Annotated in this window: 30 protein-coding genes; 15 read left to right on the forward strand and 15 right to left on the reverse strand. The window is 47.7% G+C overall.

Translation table 11 applies throughout. The features are described from left to right. Positions 1-1,388 (reverse strand): DEAD/DEAH box helicase (locus H8792_RS00005; protein ID WP_194947091.1); only part of this gene is annotated, 1,388 nt, incomplete at its 3' end. 409 nt (positions 1,389-1,797) lie between these two features. On the opposite strand from H8792_RS00005, the gene H8792_RS00010 reads away from it, so the two are divergent. The 3 genes from H8792_RS00010 to H8792_RS00020 all read left to right on the forward strand — a co-directional run bounded on the left by H8792_RS00010 (position 1,798) and on the right by H8792_RS00020 (position 3,517). Beyond that, positions 1,798-2,136, forward strand: a complete 339-nt coding sequence (locus tag H8792_RS00010) for a hypothetical protein (protein ID WP_194947092.1) — start codon at positions 1,798-1,800, stop codon at positions 2,134-2,136. A gap of 166 nt (positions 2,137-2,302) precedes the next feature. Then, complete coding sequence (locus H8792_RS00015) at positions 2,303-2,773, forward strand: HAD family hydrolase (RefSeq protein ID WP_194947093.1); 471 nt, start codon at positions 2,303-2,305, stop codon at positions 2,771-2,773. 33 nt (positions 2,774-2,806) lie between these two features. Next, complete coding sequence (locus H8792_RS00020; protein WP_194947094.1) at positions 2,807-3,517, forward strand: pseudouridine synthase; 711 nt, start codon at positions 2,807-2,809, stop codon at positions 3,515-3,517. A 77-nt stretch (positions 3,518-3,594) separates the two neighbouring features. Here H8792_RS00020 and amrA read toward each other — a convergent pair whose 3' ends face one another. Next, positions 3,595-4,185 (reverse strand): AmmeMemoRadiSam system protein A, encoded by a 591-nt coding sequence (gene amrA, locus H8792_RS00025; RefSeq protein ID WP_194947095.1) that lies wholly within the window; start codon positions 4,183-4,185, stop codon positions 3,595-3,597. Further along, the gene (amrB, locus tag H8792_RS00030) at positions 4,182-5,018 is read right to left on the reverse strand and encodes an AmmeMemoRadiSam system protein B (protein WP_194947096.1); all 837 of its coding nucleotides are present in this window, start codon (positions 5,016-5,018) and stop codon (positions 4,182-4,184) included. The genes amrA and amrB overlap by 4 nt, the downstream gene beginning before the upstream one ends. 76 nt (positions 5,019-5,094) lie before the next feature. Here amrB and amrS point away from each other — a divergent pair, with 76 nt between their 5' ends. Then, complete coding sequence (gene amrS, locus H8792_RS00035) at positions 5,095-6,216, forward strand: AmmeMemoRadiSam system radical SAM enzyme (protein ID WP_194947097.1); 1,122 nt, start codon at positions 5,095-5,097, stop codon at positions 6,214-6,216. 20 nt (positions 6,217-6,236) lie between these two features. Here the strand turns inward: amrS and H8792_RS00040 are convergent, their stop codons facing one another. Continuing rightward, complete coding sequence (locus H8792_RS00040) at positions 6,237-7,331, reverse strand: peptidase M42 (RefSeq protein ID WP_194947098.1); 1,095 nt, start codon at positions 7,329-7,331, stop codon at positions 6,237-6,239. Positions 7,332-7,653: 322 nt separating this feature from the next. Here H8792_RS00040 and nfsB point away from each other — a divergent pair, with 322 nt between their 5' ends. Both nfsB and parA read left to right on the forward strand, forming a co-directional pair. After that, positions 7,654-8,307, forward strand: a complete 654-nt coding sequence (gene nfsB / locus H8792_RS00045; RefSeq protein WP_194947099.1) for an oxygen-insensitive NAD(P)H nitroreductase — start codon at positions 7,654-7,656, stop codon at positions 8,305-8,307. A 277-nt stretch (positions 8,308-8,584) separates the two neighbouring features. Further along, positions 8,585-9,217, forward strand: a complete 633-nt coding sequence (parA, locus tag H8792_RS00050) for a ParA family partition ATPase (RefSeq protein WP_194947100.1) — start codon at positions 8,585-8,587, stop codon at positions 9,215-9,217. On the opposite strand, the gene H8792_RS00055 is transcribed toward parA, so the two are convergent. From H8792_RS00055 to H8792_RS00065, 3 genes are all read right to left on the reverse strand, one after another. Then, a complete protein-coding gene (locus H8792_RS00055) occupies positions 9,198-9,461 on the reverse strand; it encodes a hypothetical protein (RefSeq protein ID WP_194947101.1) in 264 nt (87 codons plus the stop codon). The two genes, parA and H8792_RS00055, sit on opposite strands and share 20 nt — an antisense overlap. Positions 9,462-9,667: 206 nt before the next feature. Next, positions 9,668-10,207 carry a DsrE family protein gene (locus H8792_RS00060; protein WP_228766848.1) on the reverse strand — a complete coding sequence of 180 codons (540 nt, stop codon included), beginning with the start codon at positions 10,205-10,207 and terminating at the stop codon, positions 9,668-9,670. A 261-nt stretch (positions 10,208-10,468) separates the two neighbouring features. Next, positions 10,469-10,747: a hypothetical protein gene (locus H8792_RS00065; RefSeq protein ID WP_194947102.1), complete on the reverse strand. Its 279-nt coding sequence runs from the start codon at positions 10,745-10,747 to the stop codon at positions 10,469-10,471. A 250-nt stretch (positions 10,748-10,997) separates the two neighbouring features. Between H8792_RS00065 and H8792_RS00070 the strand changes: the two genes are divergently transcribed. Next, positions 10,998-11,990 (forward strand): adenosine deaminase, encoded by a 993-nt coding sequence (locus H8792_RS00070; RefSeq protein WP_194947103.1) that lies wholly within the window; start codon positions 10,998-11,000, stop codon positions 11,988-11,990. An 89-nt stretch (positions 11,991-12,079) separates the two neighbouring features. On the opposite strand, the gene H8792_RS00075 is transcribed toward H8792_RS00070, so the two are convergent. The 3 genes from H8792_RS00075 to H8792_RS00085 form a co-directional block, all read right to left on the reverse strand. Then, positions 12,080-13,285 carry a methyl-accepting chemotaxis protein gene (locus tag H8792_RS00075; RefSeq protein WP_194947104.1) on the reverse strand — a complete coding sequence of 402 codons (1,206 nt, stop codon included), beginning with the start codon at positions 13,283-13,285 and terminating at the stop codon, positions 12,080-12,082. Between the two features lie 153 nt (positions 13,286-13,438). Next, the gene (locus H8792_RS00080) at positions 13,439-14,047 is read right to left on the reverse strand and encodes a DUF938 domain-containing protein (RefSeq protein ID WP_194947105.1); all 609 of its coding nucleotides are present in this window, start codon (positions 14,045-14,047) and stop codon (positions 13,439-13,441) included. A gap of 148 nt (positions 14,048-14,195) precedes the next feature. Next, complete coding sequence (locus H8792_RS00085) at positions 14,196-14,645, reverse strand: Dps family protein (protein ID WP_194947106.1); 450 nt, start codon at positions 14,643-14,645, stop codon at positions 14,196-14,198. 237 nt (positions 14,646-14,882) lie between these two features. Here H8792_RS00085 and H8792_RS00090 point away from each other — a divergent pair, with 237 nt between their 5' ends. Then, positions 14,883-15,062, forward strand: a complete 180-nt coding sequence (locus tag H8792_RS00090) for a DUF3012 domain-containing protein (RefSeq protein ID WP_194947107.1) — start codon at positions 14,883-14,885, stop codon at positions 15,060-15,062. A gap of 130 nt (positions 15,063-15,192) precedes the next feature. Here H8792_RS00090 and H8792_RS00095 read toward each other — a convergent pair whose 3' ends face one another. Beyond that, positions 15,193-16,470: an O-acetylhomoserine aminocarboxypropyltransferase/cysteine synthase family protein gene (locus tag H8792_RS00095; RefSeq protein WP_194947108.1), complete on the reverse strand. Its 1,278-nt coding sequence runs from the start codon at positions 16,468-16,470 to the stop codon at positions 15,193-15,195. A 150-nt stretch (positions 16,471-16,620) separates the two neighbouring features. Beyond that, positions 16,621-17,250: a LysE family translocator gene (locus H8792_RS00100; protein WP_194947109.1), complete on the reverse strand. Its 630-nt coding sequence runs from the start codon at positions 17,248-17,250 to the stop codon at positions 16,621-16,623. Between the two features lie 277 nt (positions 17,251-17,527). Here H8792_RS00100 and H8792_RS00105 point away from each other — a divergent pair, with 277 nt between their 5' ends. Both H8792_RS00105 and hxpB read left to right on the forward strand, forming a co-directional pair. Next, complete coding sequence (locus H8792_RS00105; RefSeq protein ID WP_228766849.1) at positions 17,528-18,223, forward strand: dUTP diphosphatase; 696 nt, start codon at positions 17,528-17,530, stop codon at positions 18,221-18,223. 18 nt (positions 18,224-18,241) lie between these two features. Next, positions 18,242-18,901 carry a hexitol phosphatase HxpB gene (gene hxpB, locus H8792_RS00110; protein ID WP_194947110.1) on the forward strand — a complete coding sequence of 220 codons (660 nt, stop codon included), beginning with the start codon at positions 18,242-18,244 and terminating at the stop codon, positions 18,899-18,901. A gap of 37 nt (positions 18,902-18,938) precedes the next feature. Here the strand turns inward: hxpB and H8792_RS00115 are convergent, their stop codons facing one another. Continuing rightward, positions 18,939-20,537, reverse strand: coding sequence for a Na/Pi cotransporter family protein (locus tag H8792_RS00115; RefSeq protein WP_194947111.1), 1,599 nt, complete (start codon positions 20,535-20,537; stop codon positions 18,939-18,941). Between H8792_RS00115 and H8792_RS00120 the strand changes: the two genes are divergently transcribed. From H8792_RS00120 to H8792_RS00135, 4 genes are all read left to right on the forward strand, one after another. Continuing rightward, on the forward strand, positions 20,523-20,699 hold the full coding sequence (locus tag H8792_RS00120) for a hypothetical protein (RefSeq protein ID WP_194947112.1): 177 nt from the start codon (positions 20,523-20,525) through the stop codon (positions 20,697-20,699). The genes H8792_RS00115 and H8792_RS00120 overlap by 15 nt on opposite strands. Positions 20,700-20,795: 96 nt before the next feature. After that, positions 20,796-21,830: a PQQ-dependent sugar dehydrogenase gene (locus H8792_RS00125; protein ID WP_228766850.1), complete on the forward strand. Its 1,035-nt coding sequence runs from the start codon at positions 20,796-20,798 to the stop codon at positions 21,828-21,830. 8 nt (positions 21,831-21,838) lie between these two features. Next, positions 21,839-22,285: a YaiI/YqxD family protein gene (locus H8792_RS00130; RefSeq protein ID WP_194947114.1), complete on the forward strand. Its 447-nt coding sequence runs from the start codon at positions 21,839-21,841 to the stop codon at positions 22,283-22,285. 11 nt (positions 22,286-22,296) lie between these two features. Beyond that, positions 22,297-22,875, forward strand: a complete 579-nt coding sequence (locus tag H8792_RS00135; protein ID WP_194947115.1) for a uracil-DNA glycosylase family protein — start codon at positions 22,297-22,299, stop codon at positions 22,873-22,875. Positions 22,876-23,146: 271 nt separating this feature from the next. Here H8792_RS00135 and H8792_RS00140 read toward each other — a convergent pair whose 3' ends face one another. Both H8792_RS00140 and H8792_RS00145 read right to left on the reverse strand, forming a co-directional pair. Then, positions 23,147-23,539 carry a PaaI family thioesterase gene (locus H8792_RS00140; protein WP_194947116.1) on the reverse strand — a complete coding sequence of 131 codons (393 nt, stop codon included), beginning with the start codon at positions 23,537-23,539 and terminating at the stop codon, positions 23,147-23,149. Between the two features lie 186 nt (positions 23,540-23,725). Next, positions 23,726-24,346 carry an FKBP-type peptidyl-prolyl cis-trans isomerase gene (locus H8792_RS00145; protein ID WP_194947117.1) on the reverse strand — a complete coding sequence of 207 codons (621 nt, stop codon included), beginning with the start codon at positions 24,344-24,346 and terminating at the stop codon, positions 23,726-23,728. Positions 24,347-24,638: 292 nt separating this feature from the next. Between H8792_RS00145 and sugE the strand changes: the two genes are divergently transcribed. Next, on the forward strand, positions 24,639-24,959 hold the full coding sequence (gene sugE, locus H8792_RS00150) for a quaternary ammonium compound efflux SMR transporter SugE (protein ID WP_194947118.1): 321 nt from the start codon (positions 24,639-24,641) through the stop codon (positions 24,957-24,959). Positions 24,960-24,976 lie beyond the last annotated feature (17 nt).

Genomic DNA, 24,976 nt, shown 5'->3' on the forward strand with positions numbered 1-24,976 from the left:
CCTTTGTACGGACTTTCACCGTTTGGTTTTGTTCCTTGAGGTTTTTGGGTTTGAGGCTTCTGTCCTCGCGGATTTTGTCCTTGCGGTTTCGGACGGCGGCGCGGCGGTCGCTTAGCTTGTGCCGGCTGTTCGGCAGGTTTTTCCGTTTGTCTGGCATTGCCGCTTTCCTCCGCCGATTTTTCTTGCCACTCCTTCGGTTTCTTAGGCTTTTTCGGTTTTTTCTTTTTCAGTCCTAATCTGGATTCGCTAAGCGGATTTTTCGGTTCAAAGCCTTTGACAATTTCACGCGGCAGGATTTGGTTAATCAAGTTTTCGATACCGACCAGTTCTTTGTGTTCTTCTGCGCAGACCAGAGAAATGGCTTCTCCGCTTTCTCCGGCACGGCCGGTACGGCCGATACGGTGAACATAATCTTCCGAAACGTGCGGCAGATCGAAGTTGACTACGTGCGGCAGCAGATCGATGTCGATACCGCGTGCGGCAATGTCGGTGGCGACCAGGACTTGCAGCTGATTGTCTTTAAATTCGTTCAATGCGCGAATACGGGCATTCTGGCTTTTATTGCCGTGAATGGCGCTGGCTTTAATGCCGTTTTTTTCCAGTTGGGTGGCAAGGCGGTTGGCGCCGTGTTTGGTGCGGGTGAACACCAATACCTGATACCAGGCATGATCTTTCATCAACTGAATCAGCAAAGCGGTTTTCTGCGCTTTGTCGACAACATAAATTTTTTGTTTGACGGTTTCCGCGGTGGAGTTTTTCGGGGTAACGGAAATCTCAACCGGGTTTTGCACCAAGCCTTTTGCCAGAGCACGGATTTCATCGGAAAAGGTTGCCGAAAACAGCAGATTTTGGCGCTCTTTCGGCAGCAGTGTCAGAATCTTTTTAATGTCGCGAATGAATCCCATGTCAAGCATGCGGTCAGCTTCGTCCAGCACCAACATTTCCAGTTGATCGAAGCGCACGGCGTTTTGCTGATAAAGGTCAAGCAGTCTGCCCGGTGTCGCTACCAGAATATCCACGCCGGAACGCAGTTTTTGCATCTGCGGATTGATTTTGACGCCGCCGTATACGACCGTGGAGCTTAAAAACAGTTCTTTACCGTAGGTGTTCACGCTTTCACTGACTTGCAGAGCCAGTTCCCGGGTCGGTGTCAGAATCAGAGCGCGTGCCTGGTTGGATCTGGCTTTGCGACCTTTGGCGAGTCTTTCTAGCATCGGCAGGGTAAAGGCGGCGGTTTTGCCGGTACCGGTTTGTGCGGCAGCCATAAGATCATGACCTTCAAGGATCGCCGGGATGGCTTGTTCCTGAATCGGTGTAGGAGAGGTGTAGCCAGCGTCGCTGATGGCTCGGGTAATGTGTGCGTTTAAGCCAAGTTCGGTAAATTTCATTCGGTCTCAATACATAAAGCGGGCGATGAATGATCGCGCCTGTTTGGGATGAGTGGATTGCAAAGCGATTCGGAGAATAACGGATATGCAGCTTACTCGTAAATTGAGTGTATTGTACGGCTTTCTGTTCACCGATATCGGATTACCTATTCGCTTTGATAAAAACGCTGAATTTTCTTCTGGTATTTTGCAGTTTAATTCCCCCATGTAAGTGTGCTCTTAATTGAGTCTATTAGCACAGAGCCACTATTGAGTCAGGGCTGTAATCGGCGCACCGTTATTTGATTTATAGATGATGATCAGTGGTATCTATTTGCAATATCGATAAGTTGCTATGATTGATATTGCTAAAATCTTGACTGGATTCATTCATAATTATTGGCAGGAATATGTCTTACAGGAGAGTCTTGTGATTCAAAGCTATGATGATTTATATATAACGGTGCAATCGGCAATGGCCGAATATGCCAAAGGCGAAGATGCCGCTGAGATCGTTTTTAAAACCAATGACAACGGAACTTGCGAATTGAAGAACAAGGCGAATTCCAAGAAATTTATCTTGATGTTTGCGCGTTACGGGGATGAATATAAGGTCGGCTATGCCTATTTTGAACCGGATGCGTACGGCGGTTTTAGCAATCCCGAGTGGATCGAAGATATCTCGCATGATGAATTTACCCCGAAATTTGTCATTACCTTGATAAATGAGCATCTTCTGGAGAACGGCGTTGCGCCGAGTGACTGGTAATAACTTAATTCTTCACGAGAAAATTGCCTGCTCCGAATGAATCCGATTTTGGTTAATCATGTCTTCAGCCTGCTTTCGCAGGCTTTTTTATTTGGATAATCCCTATATTTTGTCCTGATTTAATTGATAATAAAGCGGCCTCAACAAGATACAAACAGGGATAAAAATGTTACAGATTGAAATACCTGGCAACGAAACTTTGCAATTGCAGCATCTGGTACTGGACTACAACGGCACGATCGCCTGTGACGGAATGGTCAAACCCAATGTTCTGTCTAAATTACGGGAACTTTCCCAGCAGTTGCAGATCCATGTGATTACCGCAGATACCCACGGTTCGGTGCATGCAGCCTGTTCGGGTAATTTTATTCAGATCACCGTCATCGGCCAACGGGATCAGGATCGGCAGAAAAAAGCTTATGTCGATCAGTTGGGAGCACAAAGCTGTGTGGCGGTCGGTAATGGTTCGAATGATGCTCTGATGCTTGAAAATGCTGCCTTGGGGATTGCGGTTATGCAGGAAGAAGGCTGTGCAACAAAAACGCTTATCGCCAGTGATCTGTCTTTCGGTTCAATCGAGGATGTACTGGATTCTCTACTCAAATCCAAACGAATCACCGCATCTTTGCGCAATTAAAAATTTGCTTCAGGCGTGAGTCGATTCATAAGCATGCGAATCAATAAATTTTTAAGTCAAAGCGGTGTGTGTTCCAAACGTCAGGCGGATCGTTTGATTCTTGCCGGTGAAGTGACAGTGAACGGTAAGAAGGCAGAGGTTGGCCTAAAAGTGGGCGACGGAGATGAGATTGCTGTCAATGGGCGGTTGATTTTGGGGGAACCTGAAATGAGGGTCGTGCTTTACCACAAGCCACGGGGCGTGGTTTGTACGCATGATCGTTCTGTTGAAGGGAACTTGCCCAGTCAGTTGCCGCTGGACGATAAGTTAATGGTAGTCGGTCGTCTGGATAAAGATTCCGAAGGTTTGTTGCTGTTAACCAATCAGGGCGAGTGGGTAAACCGGATTTTGCAGCCGTCGTTTGAACATCCGAAGCGTTATCGGGTTTGGCTGGAAAGGCCGATTTGTGACGCGTCGCTGGCTCAGATGGCGGCGGGAGTGGAAATATTGGGACAGAGGACTCTGCCTTGTCCGATTCATCGACTGGCCGAAAATGCCTTTGAAATTGTGCTGATTCAGGGTTTGAACCGTCAAATCAGAAGAATGGTGAAGAGTGTCGGCAATCGGGTAGAGCGCTTAATTAGAGTCGAAATTATGCATTTCTCGCTTGGCGAATTAGAACCGGGTGAATGGCGCAATGCCGACTTTGCCGAAATCGCACAATTGCAAGAATCCTTGCAGCCAGACTCTGCAAAGTGCGATTAAACGGCAAGGAAGTACGATTCGTTAAAATGGGAAGCTTCAGGTAAGAAGCTTTCCAAGTTAAACGTCGAGGCAGTTTTTTAGGTTTCAATCTGTTCCCAGTCGGCTGAGAACTTAAAGGTGGTGTAGCGTTCGCAGCGCATAGAATCGCTCCATGCATACATGCCGCCTTTGCGCATCAGGTAGTCGACAAATTCGTTTTTCTCGGGCAGTTGTTCCCAGACCGAAGGCAGGAAAGTCGCTCGTTTGAAACCATCGGTCAGAATCAAACCGTCTTCGAATGGACGCAGCTGCTGTAACAACGTTTGCTTGTTGTCACATCCTTCTATGGCTTGCGGAACGCTCAAAGTCGAAATTTCTATTTTGATCTGTCCCGTTTCATGCGCTTCCAGCGGTGAGAAGCGTGGATCATGAAAGGCGGCGCTAAAAGCGTTACGGAATACATCTTCCGCTAGAGGGCGCACCGCTTCGAGTGAACCGATACAACCGCGAAGCTGTCCGGCTTTATCCAGAGTAACGAAACTTGCTCCGTCTTCCTTTAGGCTTTGATCACCTAAATATTTTCCGGCGAATCGGGAAAATTCGCTTTGCGGCTCGAGTTGCCAGGCTTGATTAATACTTTGTTTGGCGATCGAAAGCAGATTTCGTTGTTGCTGTTTATCCAGTTTCATTGCTTCTGCTCCGTCTCTTGATAGATCGCCCAGCTACCGTAACCGACCACGCTGTTTTTACTCCCGGCAGTATCGCCGGAATTCACTCGTTCTATGGACTCTACGCGCAATGACACGTCTTCACTCATTGCCAGTAAACCTTGAATACTCTTGTAGCCGCAGGCATGTTCACCATCGAGCGTTTGCCATTGTCCCGATTCGATCATATCGGCAGTTTCGGCGTCGATAGCCTGGGCTTCCGCGTAAGGGTGGAAGTGGCTGAGATCGCTGCTGATAACAAAATACACGCCGTCTTCTTGCCATAAAGAAGCGAGAACATCTTTGACTTCTTCGGCGGAGATACTGCCGTTCAAAAGAGGAAGAACTTTTGCATCGGGTAGTAACTCCTTGATAAAAGGGAACATGACTTCGAGACTGTGTTCCGGTTCGTTAGCGGCATTGTGGAAACGCAGATAGGGGAAAGCGCTCATTAAGCGATCACGCAGATCGGTGGCGAGTTTTAAATTACCGAGAGGGGTTTCCAGTTCGTCGAAATCGACCGTCGACATGCCGTAGAAACCGACACGATGTGCCGGTCCCATGACAACGACGGTTTTGATCTGATCGCTGGCTTGTGCCCACAGTCGAAATGCTTTGGCAGCCGTACCGCCGGAATAGATATAACCGGCATGTGGGGCAATCAACGCACGAGGAATGAGGTTTTTATCGTCATTTTCGGCAGTGGTATTGGTCGTTCCCAACGCCTGCTTCAGCCACCCATGCAATTGAGAAGCGTCCGCGGGATAGAACAGCCCGGCTACTGCGGCAGGTCTGACATGATTGATATGATTCACGTAATCATTCCTTGAAATTTTAATAAGTTATCCTCATATATAGATGCATGATTTCAAGTTTTCAAGGCAATTAAAAATGAAAAATATCGATTTAGCCCATCCTTCGGTCGTGCCGGTAGAACACTGGCATGCGCTGGATAACGGCTTGATTCAGTGCGATCTCTGTCCCCGAGAATGCAAACTGCATGAAGGGCAGCGCGGTTTTTGTTTTGTTCGCGGAAGAAAGGACGATCGCATGTGGCTGACCTCTTACGGACGCTCAAGCGGTTTTTGTATCGATCCAATCGAGAAGAAACCTCTCAACCATTTTTTACCGGGAAGTTCGGTGTTGTCATTCGGTACTGCCGGTTGCAATCTGGCGTGTAAATTCTGCCAGAATTGGGATATGTCCAAGGCACGCGATATGGACAGATTACTCGATCAGGCCGAACCGCAGGCACTGGCGGAAGCCGCAAAAAGCCACGGCTGCTCTTCGGTGGCTTATACCTATAACGACCCGATTATCTTTTACGAGTACGCAATCGATACCGCCAAAGCATGCCGAGAGCGGGGCATTAAGAACGTCGCCGTTACCGCCGGTTATATCAGTGCGGAGCCGAGAAAGGAATTTTTTAAGTGGATGGATGCCGCCAATATCGATTTGAAGGCCTTTAGCGACCGGTTTTACGAAAAGCTCACAGGTGCCAAGCTGCAGCCGGTATTGGACACCATCGAGTATGTCGCTAACGAAACCGACTGCTGGCTGGAATTGACGACGCTGTTGATTCCGGGGGAGAACGATTCCCCTGAGGAGATTGAAGCGATGTGCCAGTGGATTATCGAACATTGCGGCGATGAAATTCCCCTGCATTTTAGTGCCTACCATCCCGATTACCGTATGATGGATAATCCTCCGACACCAGTATCGACGCTGGAAATTGCCCGCGAGATCGCTATGCAGGCCGGTCTGAAATACGTCTATACAGGGAATGTTTTTAATCCGGAAGGGCAAGCGACCTATTGCCCGGCTTGTGGCGAAAAACTCATCGGACGTCAGTATTATGAAATTACCGACTGGCAACTCGAATGCTGTGATGGAACGACGGATTCAGAGCATAAAGGTTGCTGCAAAAACTGTGGTTGCGAAATTGCCGGCGTGTTTAATGAACAGCCCGGCAGATGGGGTAATCGACGTTTACCGATACAGCTTGATTCTTAGGTCGTTTGGTTTGATCGAAGCTAGATTACATAGTCGGTCAGCAGGGTAAGAATGCCGGAAATGGCACTGAGCGAAGCGGTTTCATTAGCGGTGTGGTAGCCGGTTGTCGGGATTTGTAGGGTCGCACCGTTGATGGCGCCGTCGGTTGCCGAAGCAATCCGGCCAAGTTCGGTTCGGCCGAGAGGTAGACTGCGACCAAGCGTCTTGTTCTGGCGTTCGATGTATTCGTCCTTGAAGCCGTAACTCAGGCCCAGCTTTTCGCAGTGTTCGACCAGTTCCAGGGTAATGGCTTCAGAAAATAGTCCATTGGCGTCTTTTCTACGTAGCACGATCTGTTGGGCATCGGCGTCTTCACGTGTAGCATACGGACTGGTATCGAGTACTAAAAGTCTCTGCGTTTCGATTTCTTGCCGTCTAAACCAGCTGAGCGCAAATCGCCAGCTTCGGCCGCATTCTTCCTGGGCGGTGAAAAGGCCTGTTCCCTGAAAACCTTTGCGGAATAGATAGAGGATTAAAGCCGCACTGACGACATTGTCCAGTTGGCAGGAGATGAGCCCGTTTTCGATTTTCAGTCGGTCCAGAAAGGAGATAGGGGTTCCAGGCTGGAGATAATCGAGACCGTCCACTTCGAAGATCAGGTTTTTTCGCCGTGGACAGATATAGGCGTGAGTGATAACGCCTTGTCCGAGATAGGTGCCGGTATAGGGAAGATGGGCTTGGACTCTTTCGCCTTGAAAGCGGTTTTCAATCTGATTCAGCATGTTGGCCGAAGCAGAATCGGTCATGTTTTCACCCTGATTGGCGGCAATGAAGGCGGCATATTCGAATTCGTTAGGGCCGGTACACAGCAGGCCGTGACGGTCGATATGTGCCGAGAGGTAGAGGTCGTTGGGGCGTTTGCCTTGCGCGACTAAAACGCCGTGAAAATTTTGTACCTCGACGTCGAGCTCTTCCAGTTCGCGACGAAGAACCCGGAAGAAAGAGTGCTCGTTGCCGACAACCGAAGGTTCGCGAATGAGCGGTTTGAGAATGTCGAAAAAGGCATTAAGTTCAGGATCTAAATGACTGTTTGTATGCTTTGCGGCAGAATCGGGTTCAGGTTGATTGGTGGACATAGGTTAGCACTCAAAAAATTAACGGCACGATCAAGGTATCTAAAAATCCGTCTGAGCAATTACAATAGCTCTGGTAAAAATTCTTAATTTTTTTAATGGCTTAGCGAATGTTTATGATGTTTGTATGAGTTGTTTTCCGTAATAACGCGTGCAAATGAATCATAAAAAACATGCAATGCACCTTGTTGGCCGGGTACTTTTCGTTTTCCGTCAGATCACCGTTATTGCAAACTTTTAATTCTTGTCTGCCTTTAGCTTGATCACCTATGATAGTGCTCAATGAATCTATTATGATGATGAATCTCAACGAAGGAGTTTTCCGATGAATCTGGCTGAAATCGCCAAACGTCGCTATGCGGCTAAAAAGTTTGATGGCAATAAACGTATTCCGGATGAAGTCTTTGCGCAGATCAAAGAACTGCTGCGATTCAGTCCGTCGAGTGTAAACTCGCAGCCGTGGCATTTTATTATTGCCGATAATCCGCAAGGCAAAATGCGTTTGGCAAAAGGGGCGGAAGGAGCCTATGCCGCCAATCATCCGAAAATTCTCAATGCGTCGCACGTGATCCTGTTCTGTGCCAAAACGCAAATGGAAGACGATTATCTGGATAAGGTAACTGATCAGGAAGAGAGTGACGGGCGTTTTCCGAATCCTGAAAGCCGAGCAGGGGTTCGCAAGGCGCGCCAATTTTATGCGGATCTGCATCGCGTGACTTTCGGTGATACCGAGTGCTGGATGCAGAAGCAGGTCTATCTGAATCTGGGAACCATTCTCTTGGGTGCCGGTGTATTGGGTGTGGATGCAGTGCCGATCGAAGGCGTGGATATGGCCGCTTTAAATGAAGAATTCGGCTTAACCGAAAAAGGGTATAGTGCTCAGGCAGTAGTTGCTCTCGGCTACCATACCGAGGATGATTTTAATGCATCCCTGCCAAAATCGAGATTACCCGAAGCAGAGATTTTCACGCTTCTGTAAGCGCCGATTATTTTTCGCGCAACTGACATCTCATTATTTTCTTTTGAAGTCTGTGGATCCGTCTATCGATTTACAGACATTCTTTGCGATAATCCATAAGCCACCTATAGAGAACCTGCCGGTTTTTCTTTCTGATCGATTGTTTTTTTGAGTAGAAGAAAGCAATCTATCCCGTCTGTAATCTGCAATACTTAAATTTTTCATAGTTCCCGTTTACTCCGGTTGGCTGAGGCCGATCCACGGTCAAACGGATACGTTTTAATTTTTGGAAGATTTCATGTCGGCACGTATTTTTTCTATTGCCAATCAAAAAGGGGGAACCGGTAAAACGACCCTCAGTATGAATTTTGCAGCCGGCCTGGTAAAACGCGGTCGAGTCCTGGTAATCGATGCCGATCCTCAAGGTTCGGCGTGTCAGTGGAGCAGTTTGTCTTCGGATGAAAAGCCGTTTCCGGTATCGGTGATTTCCGTCGGAGGTCAGCTGACACGCGAAGCGGAACGGTTTGCTAAGGATTACGATTTTATTGTTATCGACTGTCCGCCGACGTTGGAAACCGGCGTGATGCCAGCGGCATTGAATCTCTCGGAAACGGTTTTGATTCCGGTACTGCCTTCGCCGGTGGATTTATGGGCCAGTATCCGCATTGCGGAGGCGATTGAACACGCCAAGCTGCGTAACCGGAACCTCAAACCCTATATTGTGGTCAATCAGCTGGAACCGCGCAGCGCACTGTCAACCGCAATGAAAGAAGCTTTGGCAGAGTTTGATATTCCGGCATTGCAGGGAGGCGTGCGTCGCCGGGCGGTATATCGCAATGCCGCAGTAGAAGGTCTCAGCGTTTATTGCATGGGCAAGCGCGGTGAAACCGCAGCGCAAGAGATAGATGAAATTATTGAGGAGGTAGTATGACAACTGCAAAAACAACCAGAGCGACGACCGGTTCGAAATTAGCCGACAGCGTACGTCGTGCAAAAACAAATCCAAGCGAAGAAAATGCTGACGGGGAAGCAACCGAAACGACTGTAACGGCAAAGACGCTGCCAACAACCAGAAGAAGAACGACCCGAAAAGCACCAGCCAAAGCACCAACAAAACCGCCGGTGGAAAAAACGTCGCCAGCGGTAGAAGAGGTTGCCGAAACAATTACGCCCATGCGATCCAATCGCGTGTGGCCGGATTAGCCGTTTATAGCTTTATTAACACTGCTTCAGATCGATTGAGAAAAATCGTCTTTGAATGGCTGGCGATTACTTAACGGCAGTTTTCACCGTGTTCAGTAAAGGGTGGATTAGCCAGATGTTGAGCGGTTGAAAAGAAAAATCAAAGGGGAAAATCGCTCCCCCTTTGATTCGCCTCCGCTTAAGAGAACTTAATGTAAGTGTATCCTTGCTGTTGCAGATCGATTATTCGGGTATAGGCGTCAAAAACGATTTTTACGCCGGGCAGAATATCTTCCGGTTTCCAGTGGTGCGCTTTCATGGTGACATGGCAGATTTCCACACTGACGCCGTGATCGATCAGCTCCTGAACGACTTTGGTATTCGGGTTTACGTCAAACGGATTGCCGGTAAAGTTCTGGTACTTCTCCTCATTTAACAGCCAATAGCCGGCATCGCCGTGGATGACGACGCTGATATGCAGCTCTTTCATCGGAACGTTTTGTTTTTTGTAGGCTTCGAGCAAGCCGCGCACGTAGTAGAGTCCCTTGCCGATACCGGCAGCCGACTCATTTTGGTTGATGTCGTAGACGATTTTGATATTTTTGGTTTTCTGAACGGTGATGATATTGTCCGGATAGGCTTTTTCCTGTGCCATCGCATTTGGAGCGATCAATATCAGTGAAGTCAGCAGCGGCAGAAGCCATTTGAAGAGCCTGATAGCATTGATTTGATAAGACATTCGCAACCTCCTTTCACGATTGTGATTATGTGGAGTGAAACTCAAATCATCGACTGAACTCAATCGATAGTTTATGCAATGAATGAAATTTTATGGTACTGCTAAGTGATGGAGAGATAAAGTCATCAAGCATGACTTTACTCTAAACAAAGTCTGCTGATGAAAACGTTGCGTTGGAAAAAAGCGGACAAGAGCCCGCTTTAAAAGAACATTGTAGTCTTACAGAATTCTTCGCCAGGGGAAAGAGATTGACGAAAAGGTTTAACGGTTACGCCAGATCTTTGAGACGGCCTTATCGTTTCCGACTGTTGCGACGATCAGACTGACAAAACCGATTGCCGCGAATACCAGTGTCGGGATCAGAACGACCATCTGATCTACCTTGAAGGTGAAAAACAGCGCGACGCCGGAGAGGATGAAAAAAATCACGCCCATAATGATCAGGATCGTTCTGTGGGACGGTTTGTAAATGAAATCATCATCGCCATGCTCTAGAGGGTTCAGAATCGGGGCGAAAAGTTTGCGGAGCAATGCTTTCATGTTTAATCGGTTCTCGCGGATTTTAAATAAATCTCATTATAGCCTGCGTTTTGCAGGCTTTTTGCTATTTAGTCGACTATGAATAACTCATTTAAGGTTAATGGTTTTAGGAGATCCGTGCCGGAAAGGGGGATTGAGAAGGCACAGCAATGATATTTTGCGGTTTTGAGCTTTCGTTCCGGTCCGTTCTTTGTCTATACTGAAAAGGAACTTGGACGTCACCGAATAACAATAATAAGAGGTAAAGTTTATGGAAGACGCAATGCTACAACTACCGAAAGCAGAGTTACATTTGCATATAGAGGGTACTTTGGAACCCGAGCTAATGATGGAACTTGCACAAAAGAATCATGTGAGTTTGCCTTATGATAGTGTCGATGCAATCCGTCAAGCATACCAATTTACCGACCTGCAAAGTTTCCTGGATATCTATTACGCCGGTGCGGCGGTTTTGCAGGATGAATCCGACTTTACGAGTTTGACTTGGGCATATCTGCTTAAATGCAAAGAAGATAATGTGGTGCATACAGAAATTTTCTTTGACCCCCAGACTCATACTGCCCGGGGAATCGCATTCGAAACCGTGTTGTCCGGTATTACCACGGCGCTAAAACGCGGTGAAGACGAATTGGGTATCAGTTCTAAATTGATTTTATGTTTTCTGCGCCACCTGAGTGAAGAAGAGGCGATGAAAACGCTCGATCAGGCATTGCCGTACAAAGATCAGATTATTGGTGTCGGGCTCGATTCCAGCGAACTGGGCAATCCGCCTGAAAAATTCCAGCGTGTTTTTGCCCGCGCGATTGAAGAAGGCTTTATTCCGGTTGCGCACGCCGGAGAGGAAGGGGATGTGAGTTATATCACCGGCGCATTGAATTTGCTGCACGTTAAGCGGATCGACCACGGTGTACAGTGTATTCACGATGAAGCGTTGATGGATCGATTGGTTAAAGAACGGATTCCGTTAACGGTTTGTCCTTTATCGAATATCAAGCTGAGAGTGTTCGATACGATGGCCGAGCACAATATTTTGCAGTTGTTGGACAGAGGCTTGGCGGTCACCGTTAACTCGGATGACCCGGCGTATTTCGGTGGATATATCAACGAGAATTTTGCGGCCATGCGCCGAAGTTTGCGGATGAATGATCAGCAATTGAAACAACTGGCAATAAACAGTTTTGAGGCTTCTTTTCTGGAACCCGAGAAAAAGGCGTATTGGATTGAGCAGGTAAAAAATTATTGAAAGGGTTTCGTTGTCTGGCTTAAAACCGGTCAACTCGACAAGGTGCCTTAAAGGCACCTTTTTTATTCTGGTAGCGGAATAATCGGCGGTTAAGCCGTTTTGGTTTTGAATTGCTGAATTAATTTCTGCAATTCGGCAGCGTGGGCAGTCACTTTTTGGCAGGCATCCGCAGTGTGATCGGCACCAAAGGCAACATCGTAGCTGACCTTCTGAATCTCTTGCATATTGGCTTTCACCTGCTCGGATTGCTGTTTCTGCATGTCGGCCGATTTTTCGGTCTGCAGGTTTTTCTGGGTGATGGTTTTGACCGCTTCGGCAATCACGGCCAGCGCATCGCCGGCATTATTTGCCTGCTGGACACTTTGCAAGGCTTGCTTTTGACCGTTATGCATAACGGTGACCGCTTCATCGGCAACCGTTTGCAACTGGGCGATAATCGATTCGATCTGTACTGCCGATTCCTGGGTTTTTCCGGCCAGTACACGAACTTCATCGGCAACCACGGCAAATCCGCGACCGTGTTCACCGGCACGGGCTGCTTCGATTGCCGCATTCAGCGCCAGTAAGTTGGTTTGCTCGGAAATGTCCTTAATCACCGATAGTACCGAAGTGACGTTTTCGCTGTCGGCTTTCAGGTTCTTAATAACCGTAGAGGTTTGTTCGACTTCTTCCGCCAGCGCCTGAATCGATGAAATCGTCTGGTTGACGACTTCGGTACCGGCATCGGTGGCTTCTTCGGCCTGCTTGGCGGCTTCGGTGGCGGCCAAAGTATTGCGTGACATTTCAATCGCAATGTCACTCATATTATTGATGGAGGCGGCAACTTTTTCCGTTCCTGCTTTCTGGGCATTGACGCCGTCATGGGTGTTTTTGGAGATTGACATCATGCCGCCGGAAGCTTCGTTTAGCTCGTCCGTTACCTGTTTGATCTGATTGACCATCTCTCGCAGGTTCGCTGCCATCAAGTTGAAGCTCTTCGCCATATCTCCAATAAAATCATGACTTTCCAGTGTACATTTCAAAGAAATATCATTTTTGCTGATCGCATTTGCAACCTCGCCGATTCGCATCAGACGTTTCAGAAGGCGCTCTTTCAATAGCCAGTAGTTAAAGATTCCGATCGAGATACCTGCGAAGATACAGCCAATCACAAACCACAGCAGCATGCCTTCTTTGAAATTGACGAAGAGGCTGGCAAACAACGGGAACACAGACCCCATCAACAGTCCCGCACCTGTGTAGGTCAGGAACATATTCCGCAAAATACTCGGTTTACTAAAATCGAATGACACCATTTTTTATGTTCTTCCATCGTTTGAATTGGAGGTATTGCTCACAGTAGCACTATTCAAGCCAAAGGAAATATGCAAAGCGCCGGCTGTATAAGCTACGTGAATTCTTACGGATTAAAATTACGTAATAAGTGTATCGGCGGGAATCCAGTTACTTTACTTCTGCCAAACCAGAATACGGTTGTTTTGCGGCATCGGGATATCGTTCAGCAGAGATAGTCCTGCTTTCTGGGCGAGTTGGTGACACCATTCGAAGTCTTTGATGCCGCTGTTTGGATCGCGCTGTTTCAGCCATTGATCGAAGCGGGCATTACTGTCGCTGGTGTAGTGTCCATTGTAGTTGAAAGGGCCGTAAATCATAATAATGGACTGGTCGTTCAATACATTAGAGACATATTCAAAGAAATCCTCAACGTTGTTTTTGCCCATAATATGAAAACTATTGGCACTGAAAATGGCGTCGTATTGGGATGTCGGCCAGTTATCTTCCGAAACGTTCAACAGGATAGGAGGCATGACATTTTCTAATCCCGAGTCGGCAATCCATTGTTGAATGCCTGAGTGGGCTTCAAGCAGATCCGAAGTCTGCCAGATTAAATGCGGCATCTGTTCGGCAAAATAGACCGCGTGCTGTCCGGTACCACTACCGATTTCCAGAACCGTTTTTCGGTTGTCTAAATATGTTTGAATGGCTTGCAGGATGACGTGTTTGTTTTCTTCACTTGATGGTGCGAAAGGTTTGTTGGCAGGTTGTATCAATGACATGGAATTTCTTAGCAGTATATTAAATCAATGGTGATTATAGCTAAGATTTTGCCGAGTGCCCGGCGATAATATTAAGAGGTCTTATGAAAGGCCGCCTCAATTATCATTACGATGAATTGAGGCAGACAAAAAAGACGCGATCAGTCGTTTACAGGTAAGCCGCTTCGCCTTTAGTGGCTTTCAGCATCCAGATGTCTTTTTCCAGAGTTTCCAGTTGTCCGTCGGCCATGGCGGTAGTGACTCTGTCATCTTCGTCTTCCGCCGCTGCAGCCAGGGCTTTAAAGCTTGTAGACCAATGATTAAGCATTGCTTCAACATATTCCAATACGTCTTTTTCATTGAAGCGAGTAGCTGTCAGCTCGGCGATAGTGGAAGCTTGTAACAGCTCTTTTTGGTTTAAAATCGGTAGCAGCCCTTTTTGCAAAAGTCGTTCGCCGGCATCATCATATAATTCCGACATGCGTTCATAGTAACTTTCGGTCATTTCGTGCATCGCTTGAAAGCGCGATCCCTGAACCAACCAGTGTACCTGGTGCAGTTGCAGGTAGTAGGCGTGGGCGTTGGCTTGGATGCTTTTAAGTTGATTGGCTACAGACATGATGTTCTCCTCGTGTATTTTAATAAAAGATGATTTTGTATTAATGAGAATCATTTTTACATGAAAAAGAGTATTGTCAACAGGCTTTAGAATGGATTAGGAGTTTAAAAACAGGGAAATTGACGTCAATCAATAAAATTCCTGGTACGAAAAGCAACGGTTGGTTTTTTACAGCGTTTTTTTTCGGATATAGTTATAGAGCTTATTGAGAGCGATGTTCAAAACAAGGAAGAGAATATGAAAGCAATGTATGCAATTTTGTTGGGTTCGGCCTTATTTGGTTCGGCAGTTTTTATGGCCGGTTGTTCTGCAGAAGTGGGCAGTGATGAGTGGTGTGCCGAGATGAAAGAAAAACCAAAAGGTGAATGGACTGCAAATGAAGCTTCCGAGTTCGCTAAAAACTGCTTGCTGAAATAAATCTGGGTTTCAGGTAGCAGACACGCTGTTCTCTGAATCCTGAAGGATTTTGAAAATAAAAAAACCGCGATTATCGCGGTTTTTTTATGACAGCGTGCAGTTGAACGTTTTATTCTTTATCGAAGTCTTTTTACACACTGACCTTATCAAGTGCTTGTTCAATGTCGGCAATAATGTCGTCAATGTGCTCGATTCCGATCGAAAGACGAACCAGGTCTTCGGAAACGCCCGCCTTTTCCAGTTCTTCAGCATTTAACTGACGATGAGTTGTGGTTGCCGGGTGACAGGCCAGAGATTTGGCATCGCCGATATTAACCAGTCTTAAAATCATTTGCAGTGCATCGATAAACTGTGCGCCGGCTTCACGGCCACCTTTGATTCCGAAACTCAGAATACCGGAGGCTTTGCCGTTGGTGATTTTCTGGCACAGGGCATGGTATTTGTCGTCAGGAAGTGCGGCATAGTTCACCCAGGACACTTTAGGGTGCTGTTTCAGATATTCCGCAGCCTTAAAGGTGTTTTCACAGTGTCTTTCCATACGCAATCCAAGCGTCTCCAGACCTTGCATCAGTTGGAAAGCGCTTTGTGCAGATAGAGCTCCACCCGTATTGCGCAGCGGTACGACACGGCAGCGGGCGATATAGGCAGCCGCACCGATGTCTTTGGTATAGCTGACACCATGATAGGAAGGATCCGGCTCACTCATAACCGGAAAACGATCTGCATGCGCAGCCCAGTCAAATTTCCCCGAATCGATAATCGCTCCGCCCAGCGTGGTTCCGTGGCCGCCGATGTATTTGGTCAGTGAATGAATAACGATGTCGGCTCCCAGATCAAACGGACGGCATAAATAAGGCGTAGCAACCGTATTGTCGACCATTAAAGGCAGACCGTGGCGATGGGCGATTTCAGCCAGTTTTTCCAAGTCGACCACATTACCGGCCGGGTTGCCGATTGACTCGCAGTAAATAGCACGGGTTTTTTCATCGATAGCCGCTTCGAAACCGTCGAAGTCATCGGCTTTGACCATGCGCACTTCAATACCCTGACGCGGGAAGGTGTGTGCGAACAGGTTATAGGTTCCACCGTACAACTGACTGGTACTGACGATATTTTCTCCTGCCTGGGTAATCGCCTGAATGGCATAGGTGATTGCCGTCATACCGGAAGCAAGCGCTAAGGCGCCGATGCCGCCTTCCATGGCCGCGACTCTCTGCTCCAAAACCGCATTGGTCGGATTCATAATTCTCGAGTAGATATTGCCGGCAACTTTTAAGTCGAACAGATCGGCGCCGTGTTGCGTATCGTCGAAGGTATAGGAAGTCGTTTGATAAATCGGTACGGCGGCGGCTTTGGTGGTTGGTTCCGATTGATAACCGGTATGCAAGGCAATGGATTCTAACTTCATGAGAACATCCTGTTTTGAGTTTAGTCGAGAGGTGTTTATGTTAATCAAGCTTATTCTTGTTTAGATTGATTTTTTTCATCTGCAGATGAATAAATTTATTCCAAATCTGGTCTTGCTTAGCTAATTGCCTTGCTAAAACAGGCAGCTGTCTTACGGATGGCGGTTATCCAGAAGCGCCATTTTAAAACCGGTGTAAAGCAGAGCCGTGCCGGCGGTTTTATTGATCAGTCCGACCGCCCAGCTTTTTAATTTTTGTTTAGCCAGATAAGAGCCCATAAAAGCATAGGAGCTGTATACCAGAAGGTCCGCCAGGAAAAGGCTGAATCCCATAATCAGAATTTGCTGAGTCAGCGGTTTGTCCGGATCGATAAACTGCGGTAGCAGGGCGGAAAAATACATCAAGGCTTTCGGATTGGCGAATTGAATGATCAATCCGCGCGTATACAGACTCCAGGCCTTGCCATCGGTTTTTTGACCGTCGAATTTGATTGCCGGGGATTTGCTGAACAGAACCGACAGGCCGAGATAGATCAGAAACAGGACGCCCAGCCATTTAATCACCATAAACATGGTACTCGAGGCGATAATAAGCGTTGCGATACCGGTTGCCGACAGGGCGAAGAAAGCGATGTCTGCCGAAGCGATGCCTAGAACCCCGATAAATGCTTTTTTGGATTGCAGCGATGCGCCTTGCGCCGAAGCGACCATTGCCGACGGGCCGGGAACCATAACCAGCAATAGAGTGGTAATCAGAAAAATCGAGTAGTGTTCAATATTCATCTATGAGGTGCTCTTGGCGAGATTTTAATTATTGTTTTCCGGCTATCTTATCACTTTTTTGTTTTTTTACGCTGGGCGAAGTGTGAACGGTCTTTGCGATTCGAACAGTTAGTCAAAAAGAGAATTCAATATTAGAAATAGCGGATCGATATAGTGCCACAGGTGTAAAAAAAGCAGGGGATCTGCTATCGTGTGCCTCTTGATATTTCAGTCAAAGGATTCTCGATCGGCAAGGGTTTGGAACGGTCGGAAGTTTTATAAAGGTTGTAACAAAAGTATGCAAAGTCAAAATTCGAGTGAATTCATTCGTGAAATGCTGCAAATGCAGAGCGCGTTAAACGTAGCGACGAACGGTGCCGAATGGCGCTCTGGCCTAACTCAACTAGGTAAGACAATCGATTGGCGCCGCTGTATTTACATGGAAACCGCGGAATTGATCGACAGCTATCCGTGGAAGCATTGGAAAAGTGTCGATGCGGCAGTGGACGAGGAAAATGTCCGCGTCGAGTTGGTCGACATCTGGCATTTCATTTTGAGTCTGGCTTTGGAGAAGTTTGAGATCGATCAGGCAGCCGAACTGTTGATTGCCGCTTTAGATGCCGCCAGTCAAAAGGACGCTGTCGATAGGGACTCGCAACTGATGCAGAAGATAGCGATGCATGAAGCGATGATGACGGTTGCTTTGCAAACAGACCCGGTTGACGAAGATTATCTTGTAAAACTGCTTGGATGCTTTTTTGATTCCTGCGCCGTCGCCGCTTTGGATTTTGCCCAACTCTATCAGTTGTATATGGCGAAAAACGTGTTGAACAAATTTCGTCAGGATCACGGTTACAAAGAGGGAACCTATATTAAGGTTTGGGACGGAAAGGAAGACAATGTGGTGATGTTTGAGATCATTCGCGAGATGTCGAACTTTTCCGGCGACAAGCTGTATCAACACCTTAAACTTGCTTACACGCAGCTCGATTAGGCACTATGAGCGTTAATTATGCAGTTAATTGAAGCAGTCATTTTCGATATGGACGGTCTGATCGTGGATTCGGAGCCCCATTGGAAACAGGCGGAGAAAAACGTCTTTTCTTCGCTGGGATGCAGCGTTACCGATGAAAACCAGCGTGAGACGGCTTGCCTGACTACTAAAGCGGTCACCGATTACTGGTATGAGTTGTCGCCATGGAAAAGCATCAGTAAGCGTGAGGCCGAGATGGCGGTAATCGAAGAAGTCGATTCTCTGTTGCAGCAAAACTGTATCGCCAAACCGGGTTTTTTCGAGGCTTTGATTTTGTGTCGGGAGTCAGGAATCAAAATCGGTTTGGCTTCGAACGCTCCGATACGTTTGTGTCGAACCGTTATTTCCAGCTTAGGTTGCCGCGATGCTTTCAGCTGTGTTCTATCTTCCGAGCAGGTAACAGCCGGTAAGCCGCAACCGGATATTTATCTGCAGGCTTTGCAGACCTTAAATGTTAAGGCATCCGCTGCACTGGCTCTGGAAGATTCTCCTACCGGGGCTATGGCGGCAAGGTCCGCGGGAATGCAAGTCATAGGGGTTCCTTCCGAATTGCATTATCATGAGCCTATGCGGCAGATGGCGGATCGGGTGCTGGATTCTTTGATTGAATTGAAACTCAGTCATTTGCAGATCGCGTAGCACTTTTGGGAAGAGCTCGGCCCAGAAGTTTATTTCTTTATTTCCCCGAGCTTAAAAGCATCTGCTGCAAATGATAGCTGATTCGGTAGAGGTGATTGCTGACCCGTTTCATCCAGCGGATCGCTTCCAGCGAGTCCCAGCATTGATCGGCACTGATTTCGCCTTGCCCCATGCGATCGACCATTTTATGCCGATAAAATTCGGCGTCGCGCTCGATGAACTGGTTCAGCTCTTCGGTGAGCTTCAAAGTAGCGGCCCAATCCCCTTGCAAAATCTGCTGTAACAGCTTTTCAATATCCTCGGCCATGCGATTGGATGTCGGCTGCAAAGTCGGGAACAATTTGCTTGCCTTGGCCCGGTCGGATTCTTCTTCGCAGCGTTCATGCAGTCTTTGCAGATGATCGAGCATATGAATCATCGAAATCAGGCGTTTCCACAAGTGACTTTCGTTCTGGTTGAGATGAATGGCATCCAGATAGTACTGGGTTTGATCGAGATCCTGCTGTAATTGCGTTAAATCCGAATGGAACGTTTTCAGCGGTTGTTTGCCGGTTAAATAATTCAATTCGTTAACCAGGGCACGCATCAAGTCCAGAAGGGTGTTTTGCGCCGCGGTCAACGCCAGTTCCGGCGTTTGCAGGAGCTGTTTGTCCAAGCGATCGATATAATTGCTGCCGGTCTGCGGAACCAGTTTATACATCAGATTGGCGAACTGCTTGGTAAACGGCAAGATCAGAATGACTCCGAGCAGATTAAACAGAGAGTGGAAGCCGACCAGAGCGATTTCCGCATTCTGCTGTAAACTGCCGGGAGCCAAATACTCCCATACAAGTGTGTAGGGCGTGATCAGCATAAGGGCCATTATGGCGGTAATCAAGTTGTAAAATACATGCGAATATCCGGTGCGTTTGGCGCCGACCGTACCGCCGATTGTGGCGATGATTGACGTGGCGGTCGTTCCTACATCCATCCCGATAACCAGGGCGGCGGCTTGCTCGAATTCGATCATGCCTGTGAAAAGGGCGGTAAGGGTCACGGCGACACCGGCACTGGAAGATTGAGTGATCAAGGTGAAGGTCAGGCCTAAAACGAGCAATTGAAGTTGGCCGATCAGATTATTTGCCGGTAGCTGGGAAAAATCGATAAAATCGCGCATTCCCGCCATGGCGGCTTGCATGGTCTCGATACCGACGAATATCAGACCGAAACCGGCAATCGCCAAGCCGGTTTGCGCTACTTTCCCCTTCGAAAACAGGCGCAACAGAACCCCGACTAGAATAATCGGCATGGCGATCGTATCGATGGAAAATTTAAAGCCGAGCAGGGCGACCATCCAACCGGTCATCGTCGTACCGATATTGGCGCCGAAGATTACGCCGAGGGCATTGCTGAAAGTCATCAGGCCTGCACCGACAAAACCGACCGCAGCCACAGTTGTTGCGCTGGAAGATTGTACTATGGCAGTGCTGATGGCTCCGGTAAGGGCCCCGGATGTCGGAGTTTGCGTAAAATGAAACAGTGCGGAACGGATTTGATCGCCGGCAAGTTTTTTCAAGCCGTCGGTCATAATAATCATGCCTAACAGGAAGAGGCCAAGACCGCCGGATATAAGGATGAGGCTATGAAATTCCTGCATGTCGACTCCGCTCACAACAATGTTGCGATTATACGCAGCCTGCAAGGCGTATGGCAATCTGTGGTTGCGGTTATCACGATGGCAGAAACCCGTTGGTTTCGCTTTTCGGGGGTGGGTTTTAGTCAATCCGCTAAGGTTTTTGCTTTATGCTGTACACGATAAGACAGGTCTTTTAAGCAGGAGTCGATTATGCGTCTGATTATGCCTTTTATCCTCTTTTCGTTATGCTTTTGCCTGAGTGCGTACGGCTCCGAAAAAATGTCGTTGCATCTTGAGAAGCTGGTTGGAAATCTCGGCGTAGTTTGGGGAATGGATTTTATCGATGACCAACGGCTGATTTTTACTGAACGGGACGGCTGGCTCGGGGTGCTGGATCTAAACGGCAATAAAGTTTCCTGGTTGCAGGGACTGCCGGAGGTTCACGCTCAAGGACAAGGCGGTTTATTGGACGTGGCGGTTCCTCCTGATTTCCGGAAAAACAGCTGGCTCTATTTTACCTATAGCAAACCGGGATTGCTTCAGGCACAAACTGCTTTGGCCAGAGCGAAACTTGGCGAGGATTCCGTTACCGATTGGCAGGATCTGCTAGTCGGAGATTCGGCCAGCTTGCGGAATATTCATTTCGGCAGTCGCATCGCCTTTGACGGAAAAGGACATGTGTTTTTTTCGATCGGAGACCGGGGACTGCGTTCGCCGGCACAGGATTTAAGTAACCACATCGGAACGATTATTCGTTTGAACATGGATGGCTCGGTGCCGGAAGATAATCCTTTTGTCGGAAATTCGCAGGCACGCGACGAGATATGGAGTTACGGCCATCGCAATCCGCAGGGGCTGTTTTATGATTCTGTCAGCGGAAAATTGTGGGAAATCGAACATGGACCGCGCGGGGGCGACGAGATTAACCTGATCGAAAAAGGTAAAAACTACGGTTGGCCGATCGTGTCTCAAGGGCAAGAGTATTTCGCGGATATCGATGTCGGCGTCAAACATAAAAACGGAATGCAGGAGCCGGCTAAGGTGTATATTCCTTCGATCGCGCCGAGCGACCTGTTGCTGTATCGTGGTGGCGAGTTCAAGGCGTGGCAGGGAAGTTTGTTAACCGGGGCGCTTAAATTGCGCCACCTCAATCGGGTTGAACTGGATGAAAAGCTGCAAGCGGTTAAAGAAACCCGCTATTTGCAGAATATACAACAGCGTATCCGCAGTCTGGCGGTGGATGCTTCGGGAAAAATTTATATTGGCACCGATGCCGGTGATATTTACCGTCTAACCGGAAAACATGAGAAATAATTAAAATCATGAAACAGATATATGTTGATGCGGATGCTTGTCCGGTAGTGATTAAAGAGATTCTGTTCAAAGCGGCCAACCGCACGCAAACCTTGCTCACTTTGGTAGCCAATCACGCTATGCGGGTGCCGGTTTCCAAGTGGGTGCAGTTTCGACACGTCGAATCCGGATTCGATGTCGCCGATAACTGGATTGTCCAGCAATGCCATGCCGGAGATCTGGTCATTACCGCCGATATTCCACTAGCGTCGGAAGTGATTGCCAAAGGGGCTTTAGCCCTCAATCCGCGTGGTGAGCTGTATACCGAAAGTAATATCCGTGCGCGTTTGAATATGCGCGATTTTATGGAAACCCTGCGCTCAAGCGGTATTCAAACCGGTGGACCGGATGCTTTGAATCAAAAAGACCGTCAGGCCTTTGCCAATCAACTTGATCGCTGGCTGGCGAAGAAATAGGGATTGCCGGAATGATACCGACCGCTGTTCTATTGGAAGAAATCCGTCATTGCCGGATTTGTGAAGCAGCTTTGCCGCACGAACCGAGGCCTGTGCTGCAATATCATCCGGATGCCAGAATTCTGATCGCCGGACAGGCACCGGGAAGAAAAGTGCATGCTTCGGGTATTCCTTTCGATGATGCCAGCGGAGATCGTCTGCGTGAGTGGATGGGAATTGATCGGCAGCAGTTTTACGATTCGCAGAGCATTGCGATTTTGCCGATGGGATTTTGCTATCCGGGAAGCGGACGAAGCGGCGATCTGCCGCCAAGACCTGAATGTGCGATTGCCTGGCGTCAGAAGTTGCTGGAGAGGATGGATCGGTTAGAAATGACGCTGGTAATCGGGCGTTATGCTCAGGATTATCATTTCGGTAAAACGGGTTTGTCGGTAACCGATCTGGTTAGAAACTGGCAGGATTACTGGCCTGATAAAATCCCTCTGCCGCATCCGAGCCCGAGAAATAATATCTGGCTAAAAAAGAATCCATGGTTTGAGGAAGAACTCCTGCCAGAACTACGCCAAAGGGTAGAGGAAGTCCTGGCTTAACGGCGGCGGTTTATAAAATATTTGCAGTTCGGTATTGGATATCGAAGCGCAATATCGCTATAGCGAGGGAGGAAAATATGAAATTCGATTTTTCGCTGCTACTGTTTTTCGGGATCTTCGCTGTTGCTTTTATTCTGATGGTGATCACCAGAAATAAATAGGCAGAGAGCTATCAAGAAGCCGGTTTATAATCCGGTTTTATCTTTATGGCTTTTAAAGAAGACTAAAACCTCCGCAGAAAGGCGGCTTTAACGTTTTTCCCTTGCCTATCTCATTCCCCATCGATTGCTTCCGGTAATATTGCATAGGTGCCTGTAGCGTAAGCGACTAGTTGCCCCTCATCATGCAGTTCAATGGTGACAAAAGAGATTTTTCGTCCCTGTCTTTTGACTTCGGCGGAAGCAAGCAGATGTTTCCCCGAGGCAGGTTTTAGGTAGTTGATTTTGATTTCCATTGTGACTGAAGTAAATCCCGGGTCCAGGTTTGAAACCGCTGCGTACCAGCCGGTATTATCCATCAGTGTCGATATAACACCGCCGTGTACAAACCCCAAATGCTGTAGATGGTAGGGTTGAACAAGTAGTTCAACTTCAGCTGATCCTTTATGAAAGTCTTTGAGGGCTGCGCCAATATGTTCCAAAAATGGAAATTTAATTTCTCTCATATGATTGCCTTAGAGGGGGAATTTGAAGGCAGCAAGATTTTTATTCAGATAACAAAAAAACGGCTGCGGGAAGCCCTTTTATGCTGACGATGAGATTGGATTTCAAGTGGTTTGAAGAAGAGTTTTCAGAGAGGGTAGCGAAACTTGGGAATCAAGCTTCGCTATTCAGAAGATGTTAGAGAATGCTTAGCTGACGATTTCCAACAGTTCTACTTCAAAAACCAAAGCTGAATAAGGGGCGATGGTTCCGCCTGAACCCTGCGGGCCGTAAGCCAGATTATGCGGGATATACAATTTCCACTTTGAACCGGTCGGCATCATTTGCAGAGCTTCGGTCCAGCCGCCAATGACGCGATTGACCGGGAATTGCGCCGGTTGTCCGCGTTCAACCGAGCTGTCGAAGACCGTACCATCGATCAGTGTACCGTGATAATGGGTTGATACGACCGACTCAGCTGATGGTTTTTCTCCGTTTCCTTCGACAATAATTTCATACTGCAAACCGGACTCGGTAACGATGACACCGTCTCTTTTGGCATTTTCAGTCAGGAATGCTTCACCTTCCGCCGCTGCTTTCTGTGCTTTTTCGGCTGCTTTGGCTTGCATCACATCATTGATTTCCTGAAAGGCTTTCTGAAGATCATCCTGGCTGAAAGGACTTGGTTTGCCGGATAGAGTGTCAATGATACCTTCGGCGATCGCCTGCGGATTCATGCCGTCGAACGGATCTGAGGCAAACTGGTCGCCCATTTGGCGCCCTAAACTATAGCTGACAATGTCAGCCGAGCTAGTGTATTTTTCGGACATTTATCTTCCTTACTTTGTCTTAAATGTGGTCTTAAATCACTTGAAAGTATGGCATCTTAGCATAATTGGATGTTATTTGGCTGAATCGCCTTAAAGCCGATTACCTCATCGTATTACCTCTCAGCTGTATAGCGGGTTTTCGTTTGATGACAGTAAATGACTGTTCAGAAGGAGGATTAAATCCAGAATTATTTTTCCTTTTAGTAAAAAAATATTATTTTTGGTTAAAGTGATACGGTGGTTTGCGGTAAGATTGCGGAAATCTTTTTTATTATTTTGGGGTTCGATTTAGATGGCATGGGTAGCTTTAGTTTTGGCGGGATTACTGGAAGTCGGCTGGGCAATCGGCTTGAAATATGCAGACGGTTTCAGTAAATTCTGGCCGAGTGCACTTTCCATAGTGGCAATGCTGGTGAGCCTGGTACTGCTCGGTTGGGTTATGAAGTATCTACCGGTCGGCCTAGCTTATGCCGTTTGGGTCGGAATCGGGGTGGTCGGGACGGTCATCTTGAGTGTTATTTTATTTTCGGAACCGATGAATGCGATCCGCATGCTGAGCATTGCCTTGATTGTCATCGGAATTATCGGACTGAAACTGACTTCGCCCGGTTAAAGCTGGAATTGCATTCC

This window comes from Thiomicrorhabdus heinhorstiae (assembly GCF_013391765.2).
Lineage (GTDB): Bacteria > Pseudomonadota > Gammaproteobacteria > Thiomicrospirales > Thiomicrospiraceae > Thiomicrorhabdus > Thiomicrorhabdus heinhorstiae.